We start from the raw sequence: 20,437 nt of genomic DNA on the forward strand, positions 1-20,437 counted from the left end.
GAGGCCTTGTCTCAATTCCTAAATATAGCTGTGATTTTCTGGTTTATCATAGCACATATCAGTCAAAATGTGCGATAATAGCACCATCAAAGAAAGATATATTAAAAAGATTAGCGGCAGTAATTGCAGTTTTGTCTGTTTGCCATATCAACTCTTGAGTAGGTATCAATAATAATGATAATCTATATATCTGCTATAAAACCTCGAGATCCGTAGAATAGGGCTGACTAAGGTTCTCATACATTCCTGTATGCTGAGAACATAAAAGCTCTTTTGATTCTATTCCTAAATCCTCAAGTATTTGCTCCTGTTCAGCTATAAGTTCTGATAGCCCTGTTCCACTTTCACTTACTTCACTTCGTTCAAGACACATAAGTTCTGTTAACTCTGCTATGTCTTCTCTAGAAAGCTGATTTTTTTCAGAAAAAGTTGCTTCACTCATATGGTCCTCTTTTTGATATAAAGAGTATCTTATACAAGAGAATAACTAAAATAATCTAAACTCTTGTGTCATATTTGTAGCTTGGTGTAGTTATATGGTACATTTCAGATAAAAGTACTGATTACCTAATTGTAGGAGAAGACCTAGTCAAGATATAAAAAAGCAGTGGAATTGGGGGTGGTAAATTTTAGATGAAGATCAGTGGAATAAAGTGGTAAATTCAGAAGTGTCTGAATAACTGTGTGAACTAAGTTCGGAGGAGAATAGTATCAAGAAAGGAGAAAATTATGTGGTTTTACCTTTATTGATGTATTAATTGAGAAGAGTTCTTAAAAGTTAATGTTTTGTTAGTTGTTTCATACTAAAATAGGCATATATAAATAATTAGGAGAATGTTATGCGGTCTAATTCCAATTCACTTAATAAATACGGATATGTATCTGATGCAAATGGATTGTCTCACCAACAAATGGGAATGTATGATGATTTAGGAAGATATGAAGTTGCTGATGAAGATATGATGTACCAAAAAAACTATGGTATTATTGGTGATAGTTTAAAAAAAATAACAAATCTGACTGGAGATACAGCAAAGAGTATAGCAGATTACCTTATTAAACCTGTTAGTGATCAGGTTGCAAAGCAAATCGTTGTTCCATTAGGAACGGAGATTATAAGTAAAATTGTCGTACCTATTACAAAGAAAGTTGCAGAACAAAATCAAGACATGATAAAAGAGCTAACAGATAAACTCATGGTTCGCGTGGAAGATTTTGCTCGGTTACAAATAGAAAAATTAAAAGAAGACGTGAAGCAAGAGATAACATCAATACCAGGTAAAGTTTTAGAGAAGATAAAACCTTCTTCATGGCTTCCATGGAAAGCAGAAAGTTTGGATGAAGCTTATTCTGACACTTATGTACCAAATGATATAGATGAATTTGCATGGTAGAGCTTCAAGGTTTAGCAAAATGTTTTTTGGTTTATATTCGCTTGAGGTTAACATCATTGGCATTAAGCTTTTTTTATGGAATATAATAGATTTCTTGCATAACCAGCCAGCTTGGTATCCAATAAGAAAATCTTGATTCCAGCGTCACGAGCTGGAACTCTTTGAATTCCAGTTATGCAAGAAATCTAATACCAAAATGTTAAATGATCTTACTGTATATCTACAAATTCTTCCTGTGATTTTCAACTCTAGAGGTTATGTTTAAATTATAATATCTACCAAAAAAATAGTCATTTTGCTTGGATATTTGATATAATTTAGATCTATTAAAGCAAAAGCATGAATGAAGTAATAACATTTGGTTGTCGTCTAAATTTCTACGAGAGTGAGTTAATCAAAGAAGCATTAAAAAAAGCAAAGAGAGAAAATGTTGTTGTAGTGCATAGCTGTGCAGTGACAAACGAAGCAGAACGCCAAGTGAAGCAAAAAATACGTAAGATCTATAAAAACGACCCAAGTAAAGAAATTATCGTAGTTGGCTGTGCCGTTCAATTAGATCCTAAATCATATAGTGATATTCCTGGTGTAAGTAAAGTGCTAGGTAATCAAGACAAGCTAAGAGCTGAAAATTATCTACTAAATAATGATGAAATCTTAGTCAGTGATAACCAAGTAGAACCTATTCTCATTAATGGATTTGAAGATAAATCAAGGGCATTTATTGAAATTCAAAATGGTTGTAATCATAGCTGCACATTTTGCTCAATTACTGAGGCAAGAGGGAATAATCGATCTGTGCCAGTAAACAATATTATAGAGCAAATTAAGATTTTTATAGAAAATGGGTATCAGGAAGTGGTGTTTACAGGTGTTGATATTACTGATTTTGGTACAGATTTGTTTGGTAAGCAATCACTTGGTTCAATGATTAGAAGAGTTTTAAAGGATATACCACAGTTAAAGAGGCTAAGACTTTCCTCTATTGATGTTGCTGAAGTTGATGATGAACTAATGGATTTAATAGCTAATGAGTCAAGACTTATGCCTCACTTACACTTGAGTCTACAGTCTGGTAATAATTTAATACTAAAGAGAATGAAACGTCGTCACAATAGAGAACAAGTGATAGAATTTTATCATAGAATGAAGAGTTTAAGACCTAATATAGCATTTGGTGCTGATATTATTGCTGGATTTCCAACAGAAACTGACGAAATGTTTCAGGATACAGTTGATTTACTGAAAAAAACAAATATAGTTTACCTACATGCTTTTCCATATTCAGAGCGGAAGAACACACCTGCTGCACGGATGCCACAAATACCAGAGAATGTGCGTAAAGAACGAGTAAAGCATCTAAGAGAAATAAATAAAGAAATGATGAGCAGTTTTTATCAATCTTTGCTCGGCACTGAGCAAAGCGTTTTGGTTGAGCAGAATAATATTGGTAGAACAGAAAATTTTGCATTAATAAAACTTACATCAAGAGTTCAAGCTAAAAGTATTGTGAAAGCTCATGTTAAAGGAGTGGAAAATAATTGTTTAATTGGAAATATTATTTCTTAATTTTTGTACATTAAAGGAATATATGATATAGTAGTTATACTATAAGTGATAATTCATTTATGATAATTAGAATATCTATTGCTTTATTTTTCATCTTCATTCCGTGTATCTATTTTTTTATTACTTATATCAGTAACAATACACACATTGAGCAAGTACAATCCTTAAAATTAGAAACAGACAATAATGAAAGTGTAATACGTTCTGAAGAGGTTGCTGAAAAAGAAATACCAATAAAATATCAAGAACTTGAAAGTAATTCACCTTCTATTTTCCAAGCAGCTGATCAGAAAAATATGTGGCCAAGTATTGCAGATCAAACTGAACCTACAAAGGAAAAATCAAAAAAACTTGATTTTTATGTTAGTGCTAACGGTGGTAAGATATACCATGATAACTCAGACACATTTGTAAAGGGTATAAAGGCAATAGGAGAAAGGTTTATTCGTTTAATCAATACAGATGATTCTGATCTTTCTTGGCTAGAAATTCAGATGTTAAGGCTTGTCAAAACTGGATTAGTAAATGAAATTAAGAGTATAGAGAAATTTAACGGCAAAATTGATTTCCAGTGGCTTAGGAGCGTATCTTTAGGTTACTATGCTGGGGAAAATGGCCGAGTTGATTTTGAAGCTATGTATTCTACAGCCAATATTGAAGATAGTAACTCTCCTCCGTTATTTGATAAATCAGCAAGCGTGTTTGCATTTTTATTAAACTTCTATTATAACTCCAGTATTCGAGATACACAATTTGCTCCTTATATTGGTCTTGGTATAGGGCCAACAGTTTTTAGATTAAAAAAGATTAATGGATCACCAGAAAATTCAATGCCACTGAATGTTCCTTGGTTTGCTTATCAAATAAAGCTTGGTGTTAATTATTTAATAATTCCAGAAGTTAAAACCTTTTTCGGCTATCGTTACTTTAGTATCCCAATACCTATTGCAGATGATATATCCACTCATAATATTGAAGTTGGTTTGATGTTTAATTTTTAGTAATAATATCTGTTCAAGGGCATCTTAAGCAAAAGTGGTCAGTGCTTCTTTTCTTGCCATTAGACTTCTTGGATAACTTAAGAAACAAGTAGTAGAAGCAAATATTAGGGAAGGTATAAATTTTGAGCAGGTAAGTAAACTTGATGAAGAGAAGCTTCGAAGACTAAGAGGAGTAAAAAGAAAAACATTGGAAAAATAATAGAAATTTTAATAGAGGAAGAGGCCAAGAAAAAGGTAAGAGGAGGAAAACCAAATAAACAATGCATGTTTGTTAATAGCACTAGGCTCTGTGGAATTTACTATGAGGCTGCATATAGAGTATCAAAGTACTCATTAAGTAATGAGTTAGATGATATTGATATTAGCAGCTATAGCATGCTTGTAACAACTAATTCTGTACATTAGGAGCACCATGGCAGTGTTTGTATTTATGCCCGGAATGACAAGGGCACTTGTCATTTCTTGAAACTTTGGTAAAATTATCTTTTTTAGTAGGGTATAATCTGTTGCTTATCTCTTGGTTATTTACCAACTTAAAGTGCGCTAGGCGATAAATGGTTAGCTCTTTCCATTTTTCAAGCATCGACTCAAACATTAAGAAAGCTTCGCGTTTAAATTCATTTAATGGGTCTTTTTGCCCCATGGCACGCAAATTTATGCTTTGTCTTAGGCTTTCCAAAACCGAGAGGTGTTCCCTCCATAAATGATCAAGTGTCATGATCATAACTTGTTTCACTATCGTATTCCACAAATCTGTAGTTTGTTGACTATTGAAATATTTTTCTTTTTCAGTAAAAAATTCTTGTATCTTACCATTTACATAATTCAAGGCTTCTTGTTTATTCAAAAACTCTGCTAGGGCTTCCTTATTAAGCGTTACCCCGTACCTTGTGTAGAATTCTTTTGCAATATTTTCAACGTAATCTTCGTAGTAATCACTTCGTACTATACCTTCTATTACACTCTCATTTACTTCGCTATATACTTCAACTAAATCATTGACTTCATTGTTTAAAATATGATTTCTCTGCTTAAAAATAACCTTACGTTGATTGTTGATTACATCATCAAACTTCAGCAAAGACTTCCGCACATCATAATTTCTAGCTTCAACTTTTTTCTGTGCTTTCTCAAGTGCTTTATTAATCCATGGATGATGAATAGCCTCATTGTTCTTTAGTCCCACTCTTTGTAAAAAATTCCTCATTCTATCAGAGCCAAATATCCTCATTAAATCATCCTCAAGTGATAAAAAGAACTTAGAAAGCCCAGGGTCACCCTGACGACCAGAACGGCCACGTAGTTGATCATCTATTCTCCTGCTTTCATGCCTTTCGGTTCCGATAACACATAAGCCACCAGCTTTTATAGCAATTTCCTTATCTTTTTTTACTCTTTCGACTATTTCTTGATATTTTTTTTCTCTTTCATCAGCATTTTTTATTTTCTTGAGCTCTATTTTTGCAATCATTTCAACATTTCCACCAAGCTGAATATCAGTTCCACGTCCTGCCATGTTTGTTGCTATAGTAATGCTTCCTGGCACCCCAGCTTGAGCTATTATGTATGCCTCTTGTTCATGATAGCGAGCATTCAATACTGAATGCTTAAGAGAATAGCTTTGCAAAAGCGCAGAAAGTTTTTCAGAGTTTTCAATACTTACCGTACCAACAAGGACTGGTTGTAGGCGTTTGTGGCATTCCTCTATAAACTTCAATACAGCACTAAATTTTTCTTTTTCTGTGCCATAAATTTCATCATCAACATCTATTCTTTTAACAGGCACATTAGTTGGAATTTTTACTACATTTAATCTATATATATCACGAAATTCTTCTGCCTCTGTTGCTGCTGTTCCTGTCATACCAGAAAGTTTGTTGTACATACGAAAGTAGTTCTGAAATGTGACTGATGCTAAAGTTTGACTTTCATACTGAATTTCAAGATTCTCCTTTGCCTCCAGTGCCTGGTGAAGACCATCAGAATATCTCCTACCTTCCATCATGCGCCCAGTAAACTCATCAATAATTACCACCTTACCGTTTTTCACTATATAATCTTTATCAGCAGTAAACAGCTTATGTGCACGAAGTGCTTGATCTATATAATGAGTCAGTATAATATTGCTAGTATCATAGAGCGAGGAATTTCCAGGAATGAGGTTATACGATTTTAGTAATTCCTCCACTCGTGAAATGCCATTTTCAGTGAGGAACACTGCTCTACTCTTTTCATCGACTTCATAGTCAGAATCAACTAATTTGATTACTATTTTATTGATATGCTTATATATCTGATTATTTTCCTCAAGTGGGCCAGAAATAATGAGCGGAGTACGCGCTTCATCAATCAGTATAGAGTCTACTTCGTCTACTATCGCGTAATTGAAGCCTCTCTGAACCATATCTTCTTGAGAAAATTTCATATTATCTCGTAGATAATCAAAGGCAAGTTCATTATTTGTTGAGTATACGATATCTGCGCTATAAGCCTTTTTTCTCTCGTCGTCTGTCAAATTATTTGTAATAAATGCAACAGAAACTCCAAGAGAATTATATAATTTACTCATCCACTCTGTATCTCGTTTTGCAAGATAGTCGTTAACAGTTACGACGTGCACACCTTTTCCTTCTAAAGAATTTAGATACGCAGCTAAAGTTGCGACGAGTGTCTTTCCTTCTCCTGTTTTCATTTCTGATATCATGCCATTATGGAGAACCATGCCACCAATTAGCTGAACGTCGAAATGCCTCATGTTAAGGAATCTCCGTGATGCTTCTCGTACAACCGCAAATGCAGGTACGAGAAGGTCATTTAGTGTTTTTCCATTTTTCAGTTCTTGTTTTAATTCCGCAGTTTTACTAGCAAGATCCTCATCAGATAAGCTCTGCATTTCTTGCTCTAGCGCATTAATCTGCTGAGCAATTTTTCTGAAGGATTTTATTATCTTCTTGTTCGTTGATCCAAATATCCTTTTTATAAAAAAAAGTGACAACGTAAAGATGAAGAATATAAGAATAGTTGTTAAAACTAACGTAGAGTCTGGCATAAACTTAGGTAAAGTTTTATTTAATATGAGATTATATTACTAAACGTAACCTGCGGCAATTAGATTCAGAAAATCTTTATTTACAAACTAAGGAAAAGATTCTTGCAGATGAAATGTAAAAGAGTCTATTTATTTTATTAAATATTATAATTAATAATTAAACTTTCTTGATAAATTATTAAAATAGTGTTAAGCTACATGTATAAAACGGTTAGTGGAGTTACAATGTTAAGCAATATTATAAAAGTAAAATTAGAGGAAAATAGTTGCTCTGTTAAAGAATTAGAAGAATTCTTTGCTCAAATGCAATTTGGTACAAAATGGTTTAAAGATTCTTCAATAAAATTACTTTGCCAAAGATATTATAAATGTGGCGATAAATGGAAAATTTCTTTTACCCTAACTCTACCAAGAGAAGCAGTACCTAATTCTTTCGCTTTGAAGCTTTTATCTTTGCTTAGCAAGGGAAATGAGCTGGCTTTACCTATTATATTAAAATACCTTTCTTGTAGAACTGTATTTAAAGATTTTGGTCAAAAACTACAGGCTAAAATGGATCAAGATATAAAAGAACAAAACGATTCTAAAATTTCTCAGGAGATTGAGTTATGCAAAAAAGACATTTTAAACGTTCTAAATGGTGGTCGATCAGTATTAGATAATCAATTACGGCAACGTTATATAGCATACTATTCATTAATGGATAGTGAGGTTAAAGAATTAAAGATTAAGATTTCAAAAGAACTAGAAGATTATACTAGCAATATTAACGTTAATAAAATGTATCAAAGCCTTAATAATAAAATAAAAAAAATAGGGCTTTGTGAGATAAGAGGAATCGCTGCATTGTGTACTTGTGGTTTTACTGCATTTTTTATGTTACTTTTGGCTCCGCTCATAGCACTATTTGTATGTGCCGCTAAACAAGGAAGTATAGGTTATTTACATGCTCTTATGTATATAGCATCTCCATTTTTGGTTGTTGCAGCATTAGCACTAACAGTGGCAGGTGTAGCTTACTTAACAAGTTATTGCCTAAAGCATAGTTTTGCAAAAGAGGTGCAAGATTATATAGAACAACCAATAAAATGTATGGATAAGGCAACTAATAATAAAGAATTAGACAATTTTCCTTCTGACAATTATGAAAAAGTACAACCTTCAGCACCGCTTGAGGAACTACCACCGTCATACGAGGAATCGTGTTCATCACCACCTTCATACGAAGAATCGTGTCACAGTAGTTTAGGTAATATTCAACCATCTAATCCAATACAGCAAAATAAGTTGTTGCGGTGAAGATATAAAGAGAACAAGCAAAATTACATTTGTAATTTTGCTTCCTTTATCATGACTTAGAACATGCAGCAACATGACGATTTGTCTATGCTTTATCAAGTATATTAATGGGTAAATGAATTTTAGAGGTTGTCCGGAAACTAGTAAATTCAAGCATATTTCCTCTTTAACATAACCCTACTCATAGCTAGGTATATGAAATTCTCAGTGGATGTTGTGAGTAAATCATACTCCTTCGATAGCCTTCTATTCCTATTAATCCAAGCAAAAGTCCTTTCTACAACCCATCTTCTTGGCTGTACTTTAAACCCTTGTTCTCTTGTTGGTAGTAGCTCAGGTGGCGTATCTTTGTGCACCCAAAATCTACATGGAGGCCTTTTAACAATTTCAATATCTATGTCATATTCTTCCTTTATGTGATTCTTTAAATTTCTTCCTTGGTATCCCATGTCAGCCCACATTTTTTTAACTTTAGTATATTTTGTTCTCATATTGTTTAATGCTATTTTAATACCATCTCTATCATTTTCGTTAGCAGCGCCTACATAACAACCTATTATAAAACCCTGAGTGTCTGTAATTATATGCCTTTTTCTACCCTTTACTTTTTTACTTCCATCATAGCCTTTGATCCCCCTTTTTCTGTAGTCTTTACAGATTGACTATCTACTATACAGGCACTCGGCTGCTCATTCCTTTCTATTTTTCTTCTACTATATTTTGTAATTTCATAATTCATTTTCTCAAAAATTCTCTGCTTCTTCCATTGCCTGAACTGCTCATACACAGTCTTCCATAGCGGAAAATCATTTGGTAAATATCGCCATTGACACCCTGTACGCAATACATAGAAAACTGCTTCTAATATTTCTCTTTTGCTATACTTTGGCGGCCTTCCTCCCTTCTTGTATGATACTCTGAAGTGTTTTTCTATTCTTGCCCATTCCCTTTCGCTTAGGTCTGTTGGATACTTTTTTCTCATCTTTACCCCTTACTTAAATTTCAGATGTTATAGCCTTTTACTAGTTTCCGGACAACCTCTTAATACAATCTTATTATACTTATAAATACGTTATATGTGAGAAGATATGGAAGATTTTATAACTGCAAGAAGGAAAGATGATGCTGTGATATCTGTTTGTCAGGATAATGAGAAAAAGAACGTATTAATCTTGGGACTCAATCAAGCTGCAAGGAATTTATTAAAATGTGAGGAAGAGAATTTACTTAATAAGCCGTTAATCAATATTTTAAGTAAAAGAGCAGCTGAAGATATGAAAAGCTATTTGGAGTATACTGAAGATGGGCGCGATTTGCCCGATATATTGCCAAAAGTGATAGGCTTTTCTTTAATCGACGCTAAAGGAGAAGATATAAAAACAAAGGTAAAAGTTTTTCGCACAACGCAATTTACTAATAGCAAGATTAATTATGAGCTATTGATACGTGACATTAGCCTGTTTCATAAGCTAGCAATGTTTAGGGATAAATATCTGATGGGTAAGAAATATAAAAAACACAACTTGTTTGATATACCAGACAATGATTCAACGATTTTGGAGTTATATGTCATATTGAATTTTGCCTTTGAATATCAAATTAATGCAGTTATAGGAATAATAGGCTTCAATAATAAATTTAATGAGATAAACGATGCATTGAGTATGATCACAGAGCATTTTTATAAAAATTGCCGTAGTGATGATTTTCTAGGATTTATTGATGAGAATAAGGTGCTTTTTATTTTGATTAACTGTGATGCAAAGAACACATCTAAAATAATTAGTCGTATATATTCTACCATTAATAAGCAGTTACTAAAGCGAAAGTTACCAAGTATATCAATTATTTATGGAAATATAATTCAAAAACATAGTGTGAAGAATGCTTAAACGCTTTTGTCATTAATTGGTTTGTAGTATCTAAGTTCTACACAATATAAGAATTGTTTTTTATTTCTATTAAGCTTATATTAAAAATTTAAGCTTAACTATGAGGTTACTGATCAAACTATTTTCATTATTATTCGTGGTAGGGAGTGTCAATGCTAGGGTAATTCTGGATAAGGAGATGTTTTATGCAGAACTAGATGGAAAAATAGATTTAAGATTTGGCTACGCTTTCAACAGAGATTCTTTTAGCTCTACAAAAGACAAGACCTCAAGTTATTCAGACCTGCGCTTTCTTTATTTGCAGCAAGTTTATCCCAATACGCAAATGGGGTTTAATGTTAAGGCAGGAGTTTCTGCTATTGCAAACCTAAAAGCATTAGACATAGAAAAATTAGAAATGGAGAAGTGCTATTTTATCATAAAGAACCAGGAGTTTGGATCAGTTGAATATGGTAAAGGAAGTTTAGTTAGTCAGAGTATGTTAATTAACACTTCAAAAATTTACACAGCTGCTGGAGGAATAAATGGTCATTGGACAGATTATGCAAATTTGCGCGGTAATAAAAAAAAAGATGATGGTTCTGGGTATGATAAGGATAAGGTATTTTGGGTCAAGCCTAATATTTATAGCGACTATAATAGACTAGAACTAAAGTTAAAACAACCAACGTTAAACTATATCTCTCCTAAAATCTATAACTTTCAACTTGGATTTAGTTATGTTCCAGGTAAAAATAATTTACAATATAACAATCTAATAGCCGCTGGTCTTTCGTATGAAAATGGCCTATCAGATGATATAAGTTTTACTACTGCCTTGGCTGGTGAGTTTGCAAGGGAAAATTTAACTGACTGCTCGGATGGTACTTCTCAAAATTATGAATGCCGTAATCAATTACTACACTGGAATTTTGGATTGAAGCTAAAACTTTTTGAACTCGATTGCATTTTTTCGTACGGTAATGGCGGTAAATCTGGTGAGAAGCGTAGTCCTGAAACAAATAATATGCATTATGTAAATGCAGGTGTTGCTTATCATTCTGATTCTCGTAAAGTGAGCTTAACATATTTTAATAGTGTTAGGTATATTGCAGGTAAAGGTACAAACGAATTCACATCACAGGCTTTCAGTCTTGAATATCCATTAGCTCTTGGCACTTCATACTACTTCGATATTGTAAAATTTAGTACTCAGGAACCTGTAGTAAAAGATAATAACTCCGGGTATGTGCTTTTGGCCGGATTGAAGCTAAGTTTTTAGTGAAGTAACTGGTATGTAAGTATTGTAATAATGAGAGTAAAATTGAGTTGTTAATATATTTGATATTATAAAAATAACTATTACATAAGATTTTCAATAAAAAGACATTCTGTTACTAATCTAAGTGTAGGAGAAAACAGTTATTAATTAGCAAACCAAACCCTTCAGTAAGCGCATCTCTTCAGGTGCTCTTTTTTCTTTTTTATATATAAAAAAATTAGATAGTATTGTGAGTGCGGTTTTTTCTGTGTTCTGATGCTTTTCAATTCTATAGCTTTTGTATTGAATTTCCTTTTTTTACTACTATTTCTCTATATCATCGCAAGAAAGAACAGAAAATTAAGTGAAGAGAATATAAAATCAGCAAGTCTTGAGAAGAATTTACTTAAAGTAGAGCATGAGCTTCAAGAGGCAAAGAGAACTTTACTGAATAAGGATGAAGAGATAGTTGATTTGAAAGTGAGGAATGCAGAGCTTGAAGTAATTTTGCAAAAAGAACGTGAGGAAAAGAAAAAAGAGATGGAGTTACTGACAAAAGCAGAGGAGAGGCTTACAAACACTTTTAAAGCGCTCTCTCTTGATGCTTTGCAGGTAAACAATAATAATTTTCTGAATTTAGCTAAGGAAGTAATCGATAGTAAACTAAAAGAAACAGAAAGTGACTTCAAAAAAAGGCAAGCAACGATCAATGAAGTTGTTACTCCAATAAAAGAAAAATTAGAAAAATTCGACAGTGAAATACGTGAGCTAGAGAAGGAGAGGGTAGGGGCCTATGAAGGTTTAAGAGAGCAAATTGGAGCATTAATGAGTCAAACTTCTAGCCTTGCTAACGCCCTGAGGAAACCTCACATTAGGGGCAAGTGGGGTGAAATGCAGCTCAAAAGAGTGGTAGAAATGGCGGGAATGGTTGAATATTGCGATTTTTTTACTCAAGCTTCAGTGGTTGATAAAAATGAGGATAATTTGTTACGTCCTGATTTAATAATAAAAATGCCATCAGGAAAGCAAATAATAATAGATGCTAAAGTGCCACTTGATTCTTATATGGATGCTATGTCACAAAATGATTTGCAGATACAAAGGGAAAAGTTGAAGAATCATTCTCTGGCGATAAAAAAACATATAAACGATCTAGGCAGAAAGGAATATTGGAACCAATTTGAAAATACGCCAGAACTTGTGGTGCTTTTCTTAACAGGAGAAGGGGTTTTTAGTGCAGCACTAGAATGTGAACCAGCTTTGATAGAAATTGGAATAGAAAAAAAAGTAATTATTGCAACACCAATCACTTTAATCGCGCTACTTAGGGCAGTAGCCTATGGATGGAAGCAAGAGATGATAGCTGAAAATGCAAAGAAAATAAGTGAACTAGGCCATATTTTATATGAGCGAATCTGCACAATGGGCGAAAATTTTGATAATTTACGCAGAAGCTTAAAAAGTGCTGTTGATCATTACAATAAAACTGCTGGTTCGCTTGAGGCAAGAGTGTTTCCTGCTGCCCGAGAATTCAATAAGCTTGGTATACATGCAAAAAATAAAGAACTCACTGCTGCAAAAGAGTTGGAATCTTTACCACGCAGTTTACATGCTGAGAGGTTGAAAGTAGATTAGTATTTCAGGTCTCCTTAACTTACATTTGCTGATTAAAACAACTTTCTAAAAATTTTTTTTATATAGCTCAATTCCTGCACATCATTTGCTGCATAAACAGGTATAGTTTTTTGCTCAGTACCAGGTATTTCTACAAAAATTTTGCCCACTTCTTGACCTTTTTTAATTGGTGCGGGTACCATATCTTTATACTCAATACGCACTTTAATTTTATCATGTAATCTGCGGTTATAAGTTATGGTAACATCGTTTGCAACTGTAACGGGCACCTTTTTATCTTTTCCATAAACAATATTTATTTCTTCAACTACGCTATCCTTAGCAAATATTTTCTTGGTATTAAAATGATTTAAGGAATATTGTATTAGTCTTTTTGCTTCCTCTATTCGCTCTTTCTCGGTGTCCAAACCATTCACAACAGCAAAAATTCTCCTATCGTTCCGTTTTGCAGATACTATAATTCCATAACCACCAGCACTCGTATGACCTGTCTTTAGACCATCAACTCCAATATCATGGAAAAGTAAAAGATTTTTATTTTTTTGTACAATATCGTTATATGTCAAATATTGTTCAGAGAATAGATCATAGTATTCAGGAAAATCGGTGAAAATTCTTTTTGCCAGTGTTACCAAGTCTTTTGCGCTCATAAAATGGTTTTCATCTGGCCATCCACTTGAGTTAACAAAATGACTATCATTAAGATTCAAATCTTGTGCAACTTCATTCATTTCAGCAACAAAATTCTCTTCTGATCCTGCGATACCCTCGGCTAGCACTATGCATGCATCATTACCTGAGGCAATTGTAATTCCTTCAAGCAGTTCTTTTACAGTAACAAATTGACCTTCTTTCAAAAACATAGAAGAGCCTTTCCTTTCCCATGCTTTTCTACTTACTCGAAATTTATCTTCCATTTTTATTATTCCAGCTTTTAGATAATCGAAGGCCACATATAAAGTCATTAACTTGCTCATTGAAGATGGGGCCATTTTTTCACTGGAATTATGGTCAAAAATGAAAGAGTCTGAAGCTAAATCTAAAACAACTGCTTGCTTTGCTTTAGTTCTAAACTGATATGAGTACGAATTAAAAGGGAGTATAAAAATTAATAGCAAAGTTACTAATTTGCTTAACATATTTATAATTTTAAATTTATAATGTGCTAAATTAATAGTATGATTTTGCACGAGCATTTCAATAGATCTCTTGCATAAAACTTCCTTGACAAACTGCGCCAGCCCCCTTATTATGACAATAAGAGTATTTATCCTTGTTTTCGATCCGCGCGGGTTCAACAACAAAAATTCAGTAAAAAACTCAGATATTTATTGGTAAATTACATAAAAATTATAGCGGCTGCATGTCTTTTTTATTTTTTCTACATTCAGCCAAAACGCGCTTATTTTAAGCGTTAGCACATTATTACAGCGCCAATTTACATTATTATAGGGTCAAAACTCGTTACACGGGGATTTTTTTGCCTTTTTTTTCGCTTGGTAAATTTATTAATATTTGAGGTGTCATTCCAGTGTTTGACACTGGAATCCAGGAAAGTTTAGCTTATGAGCAAGCAAACTAGCATAGAAAGTGGTTGCAACATTTTCGGTGAGATTTCAGAAAGGCTAGATTCCAGTGTCAAGCACTGGAATGACACCCTCTTGGATGGAGGACAGTGTCAGCTACTTTCATGACACCATTTGCTGTCTTCAAAAATTTACAATTATGCTTCATGTGTTTTATTAAATATTTTACTTAAAAATTCAATTTCTTATTATAAGAGATAAGCAATTCATGAATAATGAAAGATTACAAAAAAGGTCATAGAAAGCGCCTAAGAGAGAGAATTATTTCAGATAACGGACAATCATTACTTGATTATGAGATTTTAGAACACATTTTATATTCAGCATATAGTAGAATCGATGTAAAGCCAGTAGCAAAGAGTTTGATAGAAAATTTTGGTAGTTTAAATAAGGTTTTTAATGCCGATTTAGAAGCACTGCAAAATATTAAAGGAGTTAATAATGCAGCCATATCTGCTATCTTTTGTGTGAAACAGGCTTTTGTTCGTTCTGCACGAGAAGAAATAAAGGACTTACCTATAATCAATAATTGGAAAAAATTGCTTGATTATTTAAAAGCAAGTATAGGAAGCCTTAATAAAGAAAATTTTCGCGTTATCTATATGAATAAAAGATATCGTCTAATAGCAGAAGATCTACAAAACTTTGGTACAGTAGATCAAACTCCTATTTACGTTAGAGAGATCATAAGACGCGCTCTTTTGATTGGCTCAACATCTATTGTAATATCCCACAATCACCCAAGTGGAGATATACAGCCTTCAAGTAGCGATATGTTTCTCACTAGACAGCTTGCAGAAGCTTGCAAAAGCATAGGAATAGAATTAATAGATCATATTATTATCACATTTAGTAGCTATTTTAGTTTCAAGGAAAATAGGCTTTTATTAGAGTAGATCTAAAATTGCTTTTGCCATTTTTCTTATTATGGAAGTAAAGCTATACATGAGGTGGTTGCCAGTGGAACAAAAATTTTCCTTCTGGAAGACAATGTGTGATTTAGGTAGTGGCAAATTGAAAGAAATACATGGTATTTGCCACTATTAGAAATCTCCTGTTTTGATAAGACTTATGAGGTCTTTGTTGGTTTTTTGAATTTTGTTGAAGCACTCACATGCTTACTCTAATATTTTGTTCACAGAGCCTAGTTAGCTCAATTTCAAAGTTAATTTGTGAAGCTCTGAGTTCTGTTAGGGGATTTTCTGGTTGAATATCTAGCTTATTCTGTATGTTAGGTAAACAAATTAAAGCCGAATCAAAAATTTTATCATACTGCTCTGCTTCATGTGCGCAATTGATTATTTCTTCGAATTCTTCCACATCTTGCGGCGTATCTTTTAATATTGCTCTTATTTGGTTTAGGTTTTGACGAAATTTTTCCTGATATCCAGCAATTCTCTCTTGATATATATCAATCATTTTTTGACATGCACTGCCTCTAAATGGATGCTCTGCTTTTTCTTTTATGTAGGAGCTCTGAAAATTTTTGCAACTAAGGACTGCTTCTCTACATTTTTTTATGTCACTAATTATGCTGATTGTTGACTTACTGATTTCCCTTAAGCTTTCTCTGTTCTTTTTTTTCAACAGCATGATTTTTTATCTGGCTCATTTTATCATACAGATTTCTGCATTCTTTATAGGATGCCAGCGGTTGTAATATTCCTTCTTTTACACCTTTATCATAAAAATTCTTCAACTCATTGCTTGATAGTATTGCGATAGCATCTTCCCTTTTACCTTGTGATTTAGGATACTTTTTATTTAGTGAGCTAATGTAATTTAATAGGAAACTCTTAGTTAAATCTTCCTTTTTAACTTCTGATAATTTTTCTAGTGTTTCTATATATTTCAAAGTTTCCGCAAAAAGCTGCGCACCAGATGGAGCAAATCCTGGCAGTGGTTTGCTCTGCGCCTTATAAAAATCGGTTTGTAAAAAATCTTCGGCTTGTTTTTTTATTACTGAAAGTTCATTGAAGGCTTTCTCTGGATTGATTTTTTTTAAAATACTAGTAGCTTTTTTAATCGCTCTTTCTCTCTTTTTATTATCTTATTTTTCGTTTAAGATTAAGCTTTCAGCTTCAGTAAAAGCATTCCCTTGGCCACTTTTGGCAATATTACAAACAACGTTTTTTACAACTTGCTTAGTTGCTACATAATCTATTTCCTTTGTAAAGCAATCAATAAATAGCTGCCAAATTTTTTTGTTAACGGACTTACTTGTCTTATGTTCGAAATCTTCTACATCTTTGAATCCTAAAATAGTATAGAGATTTTTTTCAATTATTGGTTCAGCATGTTGTTTTGCCACTTTACCTTTTATATTGAATAGAAATTCACTAATCTTAGTTGTGCCCATAATATTACCTCACAATATTAATGTTATATAATATAAAGTATAAAAGCTTAATACTTAATTTTTACTTACTATTAATATAATTGAAGATTAGCTTTGTTCCTATATTAAAACTTTAACTCCCAATTTATTATTAGTAATATCATTATATGAATCTTATGCCTGAATTTGGGAATATATCGCTACTCATAGCCTGTTTGTTATCTTTAACGTATTTGTTTCTACCGCTTAGTTTTTACCGATTCGTCTCCTCTGTCATATTTTTTTGTGTATCAACATCGATGGCTATTTTGATCTACTGCCACATTACAAATGATTTCTCACTCGAAAACGTATATTACCACTCACACACAACAAAACCTTTGATCTATAAGATTTGTGGAGTTTGGGGAAATAAAGAAGGGTCTATGTTGCTTTGGACCTTAGTGCTTGTCATGTATTTATTACTAATGGATATTTATATACCTTCTGTCATCCCAGTGCTTGACTACTTGGATCCAGACAATTTAATTGCAAATGAGTACATCAAATGGCAGTGTAATAAAAACTGGATTCCAGACTCATGCGTCAATGTTAAACAAAGTACCATAGAATTCAAGAAGACAATTTCCAGAAAGTTCCTAGACCCAAAAAAAGGTAAGTCATGTTAATGTTATTTGAAAAGGATAAGCTAAATTTTTTAATCTATAAAATGGAAAAATATAATTGATTAAAGATAATGATTGAAAGGTTGGAAAAATAAATTAAAGAAAAGATTAATCGATATTATGCCTTATAAGGTAGCGCTTCATAAGCAATTTTTGCGTTCTACTCCCCAACGGCAGATTACACGATGGCAAGGCATCAAGTAGGCAATTGCATTTGTATCTGAAAATTTTTGAAACATTTGTTGCCAATCAGAAGTATCATTGTCAAATTCGACAGCGCTCTTCTGTTTGTGAACTGCAACAACATTTTTAAATTTTCCGATGTCAATGCCAATAAAATTTTGATAAGACGTAATCATAATAACTTCGATAGTTTTAATTGATTTAAGATTGTAAACGGGTGCATATTTATGTCCCACACAACTATTCAAACATATCGAGAGATGGGCTAGTGTACCTTGATCCGAACGGTTATAATACCAATAGTTGGTCAGTCGCACACGCCCGTGATAGCCCTATTTTCTTATAAAGATAGGACTATCTTCCCTCTTATCTTCTTTATATCATATTTTTAACTTACAATAGTTGAAGATTAGGAGAAATAAATTCGTGCTTTTCAGTTAGTAGTATAGAGGAAAGAGGAAATAAATTTGTATTGGAAAACGATAAGCTTTCAGGGCAACGTTGGAATTTAAAACACAAACCAATTTTAGAAAGGTTTAGCGTTACCCATGATTACAAAGTAGAAAATTATACTGATCAAAAGATCACAAAATATGTTTTAGCAGAACACAACATTTACTATAAAAATGATTTAGAGCAGAAAGACTCAATACACGAATTAGAAAATCACATTTTAGTGTTTTATCCAGGAGTACTGAAATGGCACGAACATCGACATTTGCACAGAAGTTGGAAAAATAGTCAAGCAATATGTGTAATAAGTTAAGTACTTATATTTAGATCCTCATGTATTATATTGATAATAGGTTAAAGTGTATGAAATAAAAAGAAAAGGACTTGCTTTCTCATGCTAAAAAAGACATGACTTGAATAGCAGCAGGTAAATATAAGAAATTTGTCTGGCGCTAGAAAAGCTAATTTTGTGAGGTATGAAATGAGTTTTAGCAAGAGTAAGTTTTTTAAAGAAGTATCAAGTAACGGATTTAAAAATATTAACAAAAAAAATGAAGAAGGAGAGACGATATTACATCAAGCATCTGATTACAAAACAGTGAGGTTATTAATAAAAAAAGGGGCAGAGGTTAATGCAAGAGATAAAAATGGTTATACACCACTACACTGTGCAGTATTCGCAAAAAGTTTAGAAAATGTAAAAGTGCTACTAAGGGAAGGAGCAGAAGTAAATGCCACTCAATATGTTACTGGATGTACGCCACTGCACTCTGCATGCAAGATAGGAGGAGCAGGAGTTGAAATAATAAAAGATCTAGTAAAGGCAGGAGCTGCAAAGATGCAAATGTATAAATCAGCAATACCTGCACCAGATAGTGCCTGCACAATTCGCATACCGTTAGCAAACTTAGGCCTAGTATGCACCCAATTTGCAGCATAAAGTAAACTAATGCCAAATATCAGACCTAGAATAATACGTACATTTGGCCCAAGTAGCCCTATTTCAATAGAATACTTAACCATAAAAAAGCCAGCAAGCGCTAAAGCGATAGCACCTATCCACACAGGCAAGCGAATGCCAAACTGTCGCTCAAAGTTCGATTGCTTTTTAGATTGAGTAGATTGCTCTGATTCTCCATTTTTAGTAGCAAAAGTGTTTTTTTCGTCAAGTGTTGTATCATTAGTATGTTGCCATGGATTTTTATCTAGTACTATGCTACTTTTTAAGTTGGGTGTAACATTTTTTTTCAGTAATTTGAACAGTTGGTCTTGTAATTTATTCACCTTACTATGTAAGTTGCAGATTTGAATAAGAAAGATCAGCAAAACAGTTACATAGATTACATCCATAATTATAGATCCATTATTACCCTATGAGATGTTGTATAGAGATAATAAAGAAAGCATTAAGGAATATTGTAACAAGAGATTCACTGCAAAATGGTAGCAAAAGCCAAAATTCTGGCAGGGAGCGTTAAACTAACATGTACATTGATAGGTTTCATAAGATATATATAACGTTTTTATTCACTTAACTCATTGTCAAGTCTCCATTTTATATCAATTTATTACTTTCTTTTTCGGTTTGATACGCTTTTTTGAGCATTCTCATTACAGAATTTGTACAAACAGCAGGCTCTTTTCTTGATGATTTTTAGGTATAATTATAAAGTTTTTTGTATTGGTTGCATCACTTTTGGTAATTTCTTTTCATAGTTATTTGGGTCCAACAAAAAACAAGCTGATAAATCTACCTAATAATCTAACGCTAATATTTCTTTACTTGAATTCAATTCATTGGAGGATGATAGTTATGATACAATAAACACAAAGTAGTGCAAAATGATAGCAAAATTCCAAACAAACTCTTCTCGTGCGACCTGAAAGTCGTGAAATCGTGATGGTTCAATCCCATCCGCCATAACATCTGGCTGAAATCGTTATCCACATTTTGTGAAATTGGCAACTTCACATGGTGCAAGCATGGATAAAAAGGGAGTAATACTAAACCTTATGGTAAATCCTTCCAAGAAGAGTTAGATATGGTTACGAAAGAAACCCATGTCTGAATTGTCATAACCCATAATATGCGAAATAAGGTTGAAACCATAAACCAAAAGGTATGGAGATATAATG

Annotated in this window: 17 protein-coding genes and 4 pseudogenes; 12 read left to right on the forward strand and 9 right to left on the reverse strand. The window is 33.0% G+C overall.

Annotated features, from left to right (window positions below; genetic code table 11):
• Positions 1-193: 193 nt before the first annotated feature.
• Positions 194-442: a hypothetical protein gene (locus LB100_RS00340; RefSeq protein ID WP_264720191.1), complete on the reverse strand. Its 249-nt coding sequence runs from the start codon at positions 440-442 to the stop codon at positions 194-196.
• Between the two features lie 397 nt (positions 443-839).
• Between LB100_RS00340 and LB100_RS00345 the strand changes: the two genes are divergently transcribed.
• From LB100_RS00345 to LB100_RS00355, 3 genes are all read left to right on the forward strand, one after another.
• Positions 840-1,394: a hypothetical protein gene (locus LB100_RS00345; protein WP_264377991.1), complete on the forward strand. Its 555-nt coding sequence runs from the start codon at positions 840-842 to the stop codon at positions 1,392-1,394.
• Between the two features lie 339 nt (positions 1,395-1,733).
• Entirely contained in the window at positions 1,734-2,960 is a 1,227-nt protein-coding gene (mtaB, locus tag LB100_RS00350) for a tRNA (N(6)-L-threonylcarbamoyladenosine(37)-C(2))-methylthiotransferase MtaB (protein ID WP_264720190.1), read from the forward strand.
• 59 nt (positions 2,961-3,019) lie between these two features.
• Entirely contained in the window at positions 3,020-3,961 is a 942-nt protein-coding gene (locus LB100_RS00355; protein WP_264720189.1) for a P44/Msp2 family outer membrane protein, read from the forward strand.
• Positions 3,962-4,349: 388 nt separating this feature from the next.
• Here LB100_RS00355 and secA read toward each other — a convergent pair whose 3' ends face one another.
• Complete coding sequence (gene secA / locus LB100_RS00360) at positions 4,350-7,010, reverse strand: preprotein translocase subunit SecA (RefSeq protein ID WP_456200936.1); 2,661 nt, start codon at positions 7,008-7,010, stop codon at positions 4,350-4,352.
• Between the two features lie 225 nt (positions 7,011-7,235).
• Between secA and LB100_RS00365 the strand changes: the two genes are divergently transcribed.
• Positions 7,236-8,309, forward strand: a complete 1,074-nt coding sequence (locus LB100_RS00365; RefSeq protein WP_456200938.1) for a hypothetical protein — start codon at positions 7,236-7,238, stop codon at positions 8,307-8,309.
• 149 nt (positions 8,310-8,458) lie between these two features.
• Here the strand turns inward: LB100_RS00365 and LB100_RS00370 are convergent.
• A protein-coding gene (locus LB100_RS00370; RefSeq protein WP_456200940.1) for an IS5 family transposase occupies positions 8,459-9,291 on the reverse strand; the annotation gives its coding sequence in 2 pieces (ribosomal slippage) (positions 8,459-8,922 and positions 8,922-9,291; 834 coding nt in all).
• A 106-nt stretch (positions 9,292-9,397) separates the two neighbouring features.
• Between LB100_RS00370 and LB100_RS00375 the strand changes: the two genes are divergently transcribed.
• From LB100_RS00375 to LB100_RS00385, 3 genes are all read left to right on the forward strand, one after another.
• On the forward strand, positions 9,398-10,201 hold the full coding sequence (locus LB100_RS00375; protein ID WP_006015273.1) for a hypothetical protein: 804 nt from the start codon (positions 9,398-9,400) through the stop codon (positions 10,199-10,201).
• 100 nt (positions 10,202-10,301) lie between these two features.
• Positions 10,302-11,462, forward strand: coding sequence for a porin (locus tag LB100_RS00380; protein ID WP_456200943.1), 1,161 nt, complete (start codon positions 10,302-10,304; stop codon positions 11,460-11,462).
• A 255-nt stretch (positions 11,463-11,717) separates the two neighbouring features.
• The gene (locus LB100_RS00385; RefSeq protein WP_456200945.1) at positions 11,718-13,076 is read left to right on the forward strand and encodes a DNA recombination protein RmuC; all 1,359 of its coding nucleotides are present in this window, start codon (positions 11,718-11,720) and stop codon (positions 13,074-13,076) included.
• A 32-nt stretch (positions 13,077-13,108) separates the two neighbouring features.
• On the opposite strand, the gene LB100_RS00390 is transcribed toward LB100_RS00385, so the two are convergent.
• Complete coding sequence (locus LB100_RS00390; RefSeq protein WP_264330504.1) at positions 13,109-14,215, reverse strand: D-alanyl-D-alanine carboxypeptidase family protein; 1,107 nt, start codon at positions 14,213-14,215, stop codon at positions 13,109-13,111.
• Between the two features lie 662 nt (positions 14,216-14,877).
• Between LB100_RS00390 and radC the strand changes: the two genes are divergently transcribed.
• Positions 14,878-15,558, forward strand: coding sequence for a RadC family protein (radC, locus tag LB100_RS00395; protein WP_264336722.1), 681 nt, complete (start codon positions 14,878-14,880; stop codon positions 15,556-15,558).
• Between the two features lie 214 nt (positions 15,559-15,772).
• On the opposite strand, the gene LB100_RS00400 is transcribed toward radC, so the two are convergent.
• From LB100_RS00400 to LB100_RS00410, 3 genes are all read right to left on the reverse strand, one after another.
• Positions 15,773-16,255, reverse strand: coding sequence for a hypothetical protein (locus LB100_RS00400; RefSeq protein WP_456200947.1), 483 nt, complete (start codon positions 16,253-16,255; stop codon positions 15,773-15,775).
• Positions 16,209-16,517 (reverse strand): hypothetical protein, encoded by a 309-nt coding sequence (locus LB100_RS00405; protein WP_456200949.1) that lies wholly within the window; start codon positions 16,515-16,517, stop codon positions 16,209-16,211. The genes LB100_RS00400 and LB100_RS00405 overlap by 47 nt, the downstream gene beginning before the upstream one ends.
• Positions 16,518-16,712: 195 nt before the next feature.
• Entirely contained in the window at positions 16,713-17,021 is a 309-nt protein-coding gene (locus tag LB100_RS00410; protein ID WP_456200951.1) for a hypothetical protein, read from the reverse strand.
• Between the two features lie 155 nt (positions 17,022-17,176).
• Between LB100_RS00410 and LB100_RS00415 the strand changes: the two are divergent.
• Positions 17,177-17,569, forward strand: a pseudogene (locus tag LB100_RS00415) (WPE palindromic element domain-containing protein); the annotation flags it as partial.
• Between the two features lie 314 nt (positions 17,570-17,883).
• Here LB100_RS00415 and LB100_RS00420 read toward each other — a convergent pair.
• Positions 17,884-18,024, reverse strand: a pseudogene (locus LB100_RS00420) (IS110 family transposase); the annotation flags it as partial.
• Positions 18,025-18,257: 233 nt separating this feature from the next.
• Here LB100_RS00420 and LB100_RS00425 point away from each other — a divergent pair.
• Both LB100_RS00425 and LB100_RS00430 read left to right on the forward strand, forming a co-directional pair.
• Positions 18,258-18,614 (forward strand): annotated as a pseudogene (locus tag LB100_RS00425) (phage tail protein); the annotation flags it as partial.
• A 168-nt stretch (positions 18,615-18,782) separates the two neighbouring features.
• Positions 18,783-19,154, forward strand: a pseudogene (locus tag LB100_RS00430) (ankyrin repeat domain-containing protein); the annotation flags it as partial.
• On the opposite strand, the gene LB100_RS00435 reads toward LB100_RS00430, so the two are convergent.
• Positions 19,040-19,324, reverse strand: a complete 285-nt coding sequence (locus LB100_RS00435; RefSeq protein ID WP_405197037.1) for a DUF2339 domain-containing protein — start codon at positions 19,322-19,324, stop codon at positions 19,040-19,042. The pseudogene LB100_RS00430 and the gene LB100_RS00435 overlap by 115 nt on opposite strands.
• On the opposite strand from LB100_RS00435, the gene LB100_RS00440 reads away from it, so the two are divergent.
• Positions 19,251-19,418: a hypothetical protein gene (locus tag LB100_RS00440; RefSeq protein WP_456201049.1), complete on the forward strand. Its 168-nt coding sequence runs from the start codon at positions 19,251-19,253 to the stop codon at positions 19,416-19,418. The genes LB100_RS00435 and LB100_RS00440 overlap by 74 nt on opposite strands.
• Positions 19,419-20,437 lie beyond the last annotated feature (1,019 nt).

It is taken from the genome of Wolbachia endosymbiont of Protocalliphora sialia (genome assembly GCF_053891855.1).

What these genes read in the sequence shown, in the direction of transcription:
- LB100_RS00340 (WP_264720191.1), bottom strand. Translation starts at nt 442, where the DNA reads ATGAGTGAAGCAACTTTTTCTGAAAAAAATCAGCTTTCTAGAGAAGAC.
- LB100_RS00345 (WP_264377991.1), top strand. Translation starts at nt 840, where the DNA reads ATGCGGTCTAATTCCAATTCACTTAATAAATACGGATATGTATCTGAT.
- mtaB (WP_264720190.1), top strand. Translation starts at nt 1,734, where the DNA reads ATGAATGAAGTAATAACATTTGGTTGTCGTCTAAATTTCTACGAGAGT.
- LB100_RS00355 (WP_264720189.1), top strand. Translation starts at nt 3,020, where the DNA reads ATGATAATTAGAATATCTATTGCTTTATTTTTCATCTTCATTCCGTGT.
- secA (WP_456200936.1), bottom strand. Translation starts at nt 7,010, where the DNA reads ATGCCAGACTCTACGTTAGTTTTAACAACTATTCTTATATTCTTCATC.
- LB100_RS00365 (WP_456200938.1), top strand. Translation starts at nt 7,236, where the DNA reads ATGTTAAGCAATATTATAAAAGTAAAATTAGAGGAAAATAGTTGCTCT.
- LB100_RS00375 (WP_006015273.1), top strand. Translation starts at nt 9,398, where the DNA reads ATGGAAGATTTTATAACTGCAAGAAGGAAAGATGATGCTGTGATATCT.
- LB100_RS00380 (WP_456200943.1), top strand. Translation starts at nt 10,302, where the DNA reads ATGAGGTTACTGATCAAACTATTTTCATTATTATTCGTGGTAGGGAGT.
- LB100_RS00385 (WP_456200945.1), top strand. Translation starts at nt 11,718, where the DNA reads ATGCTTTTCAATTCTATAGCTTTTGTATTGAATTTCCTTTTTTTACTA.
- LB100_RS00390 (WP_264330504.1), bottom strand. Translation starts at nt 14,215, where the DNA reads ATGTTAAGCAAATTAGTAACTTTGCTATTAATTTTTATACTCCCTTTT.
- radC (WP_264336722.1), top strand. Translation starts at nt 14,878, where the DNA reads ATGAAAGATTACAAAAAAGGTCATAGAAAGCGCCTAAGAGAGAGAATT.
- LB100_RS00400 (WP_456200947.1), bottom strand. Translation starts at nt 16,255, where the DNA reads ATGCTGTTGAAAAAAAAGAACAGAGAAAGCTTAAGGGAAATCAGTAAG.
- LB100_RS00410 (WP_456200951.1), bottom strand. Translation starts at nt 17,021, where the DNA reads ATGGGCACAACTAAGATTAGTGAATTTCTATTCAATATAAAAGGTAAA.
- LB100_RS00440 (WP_456201049.1), top strand. Translation starts at nt 19,251, where the DNA reads ATGCCAAATATCAGACCTAGAATAATACGTACATTTGGCCCAAGTAGC.
- LB100_RS00435 (WP_405197037.1), bottom strand. Translation starts at nt 19,324, where the DNA reads ATGGTTAAGTATTCTATTGAAATAGGGCTACTTGGGCCAAATGTACGT.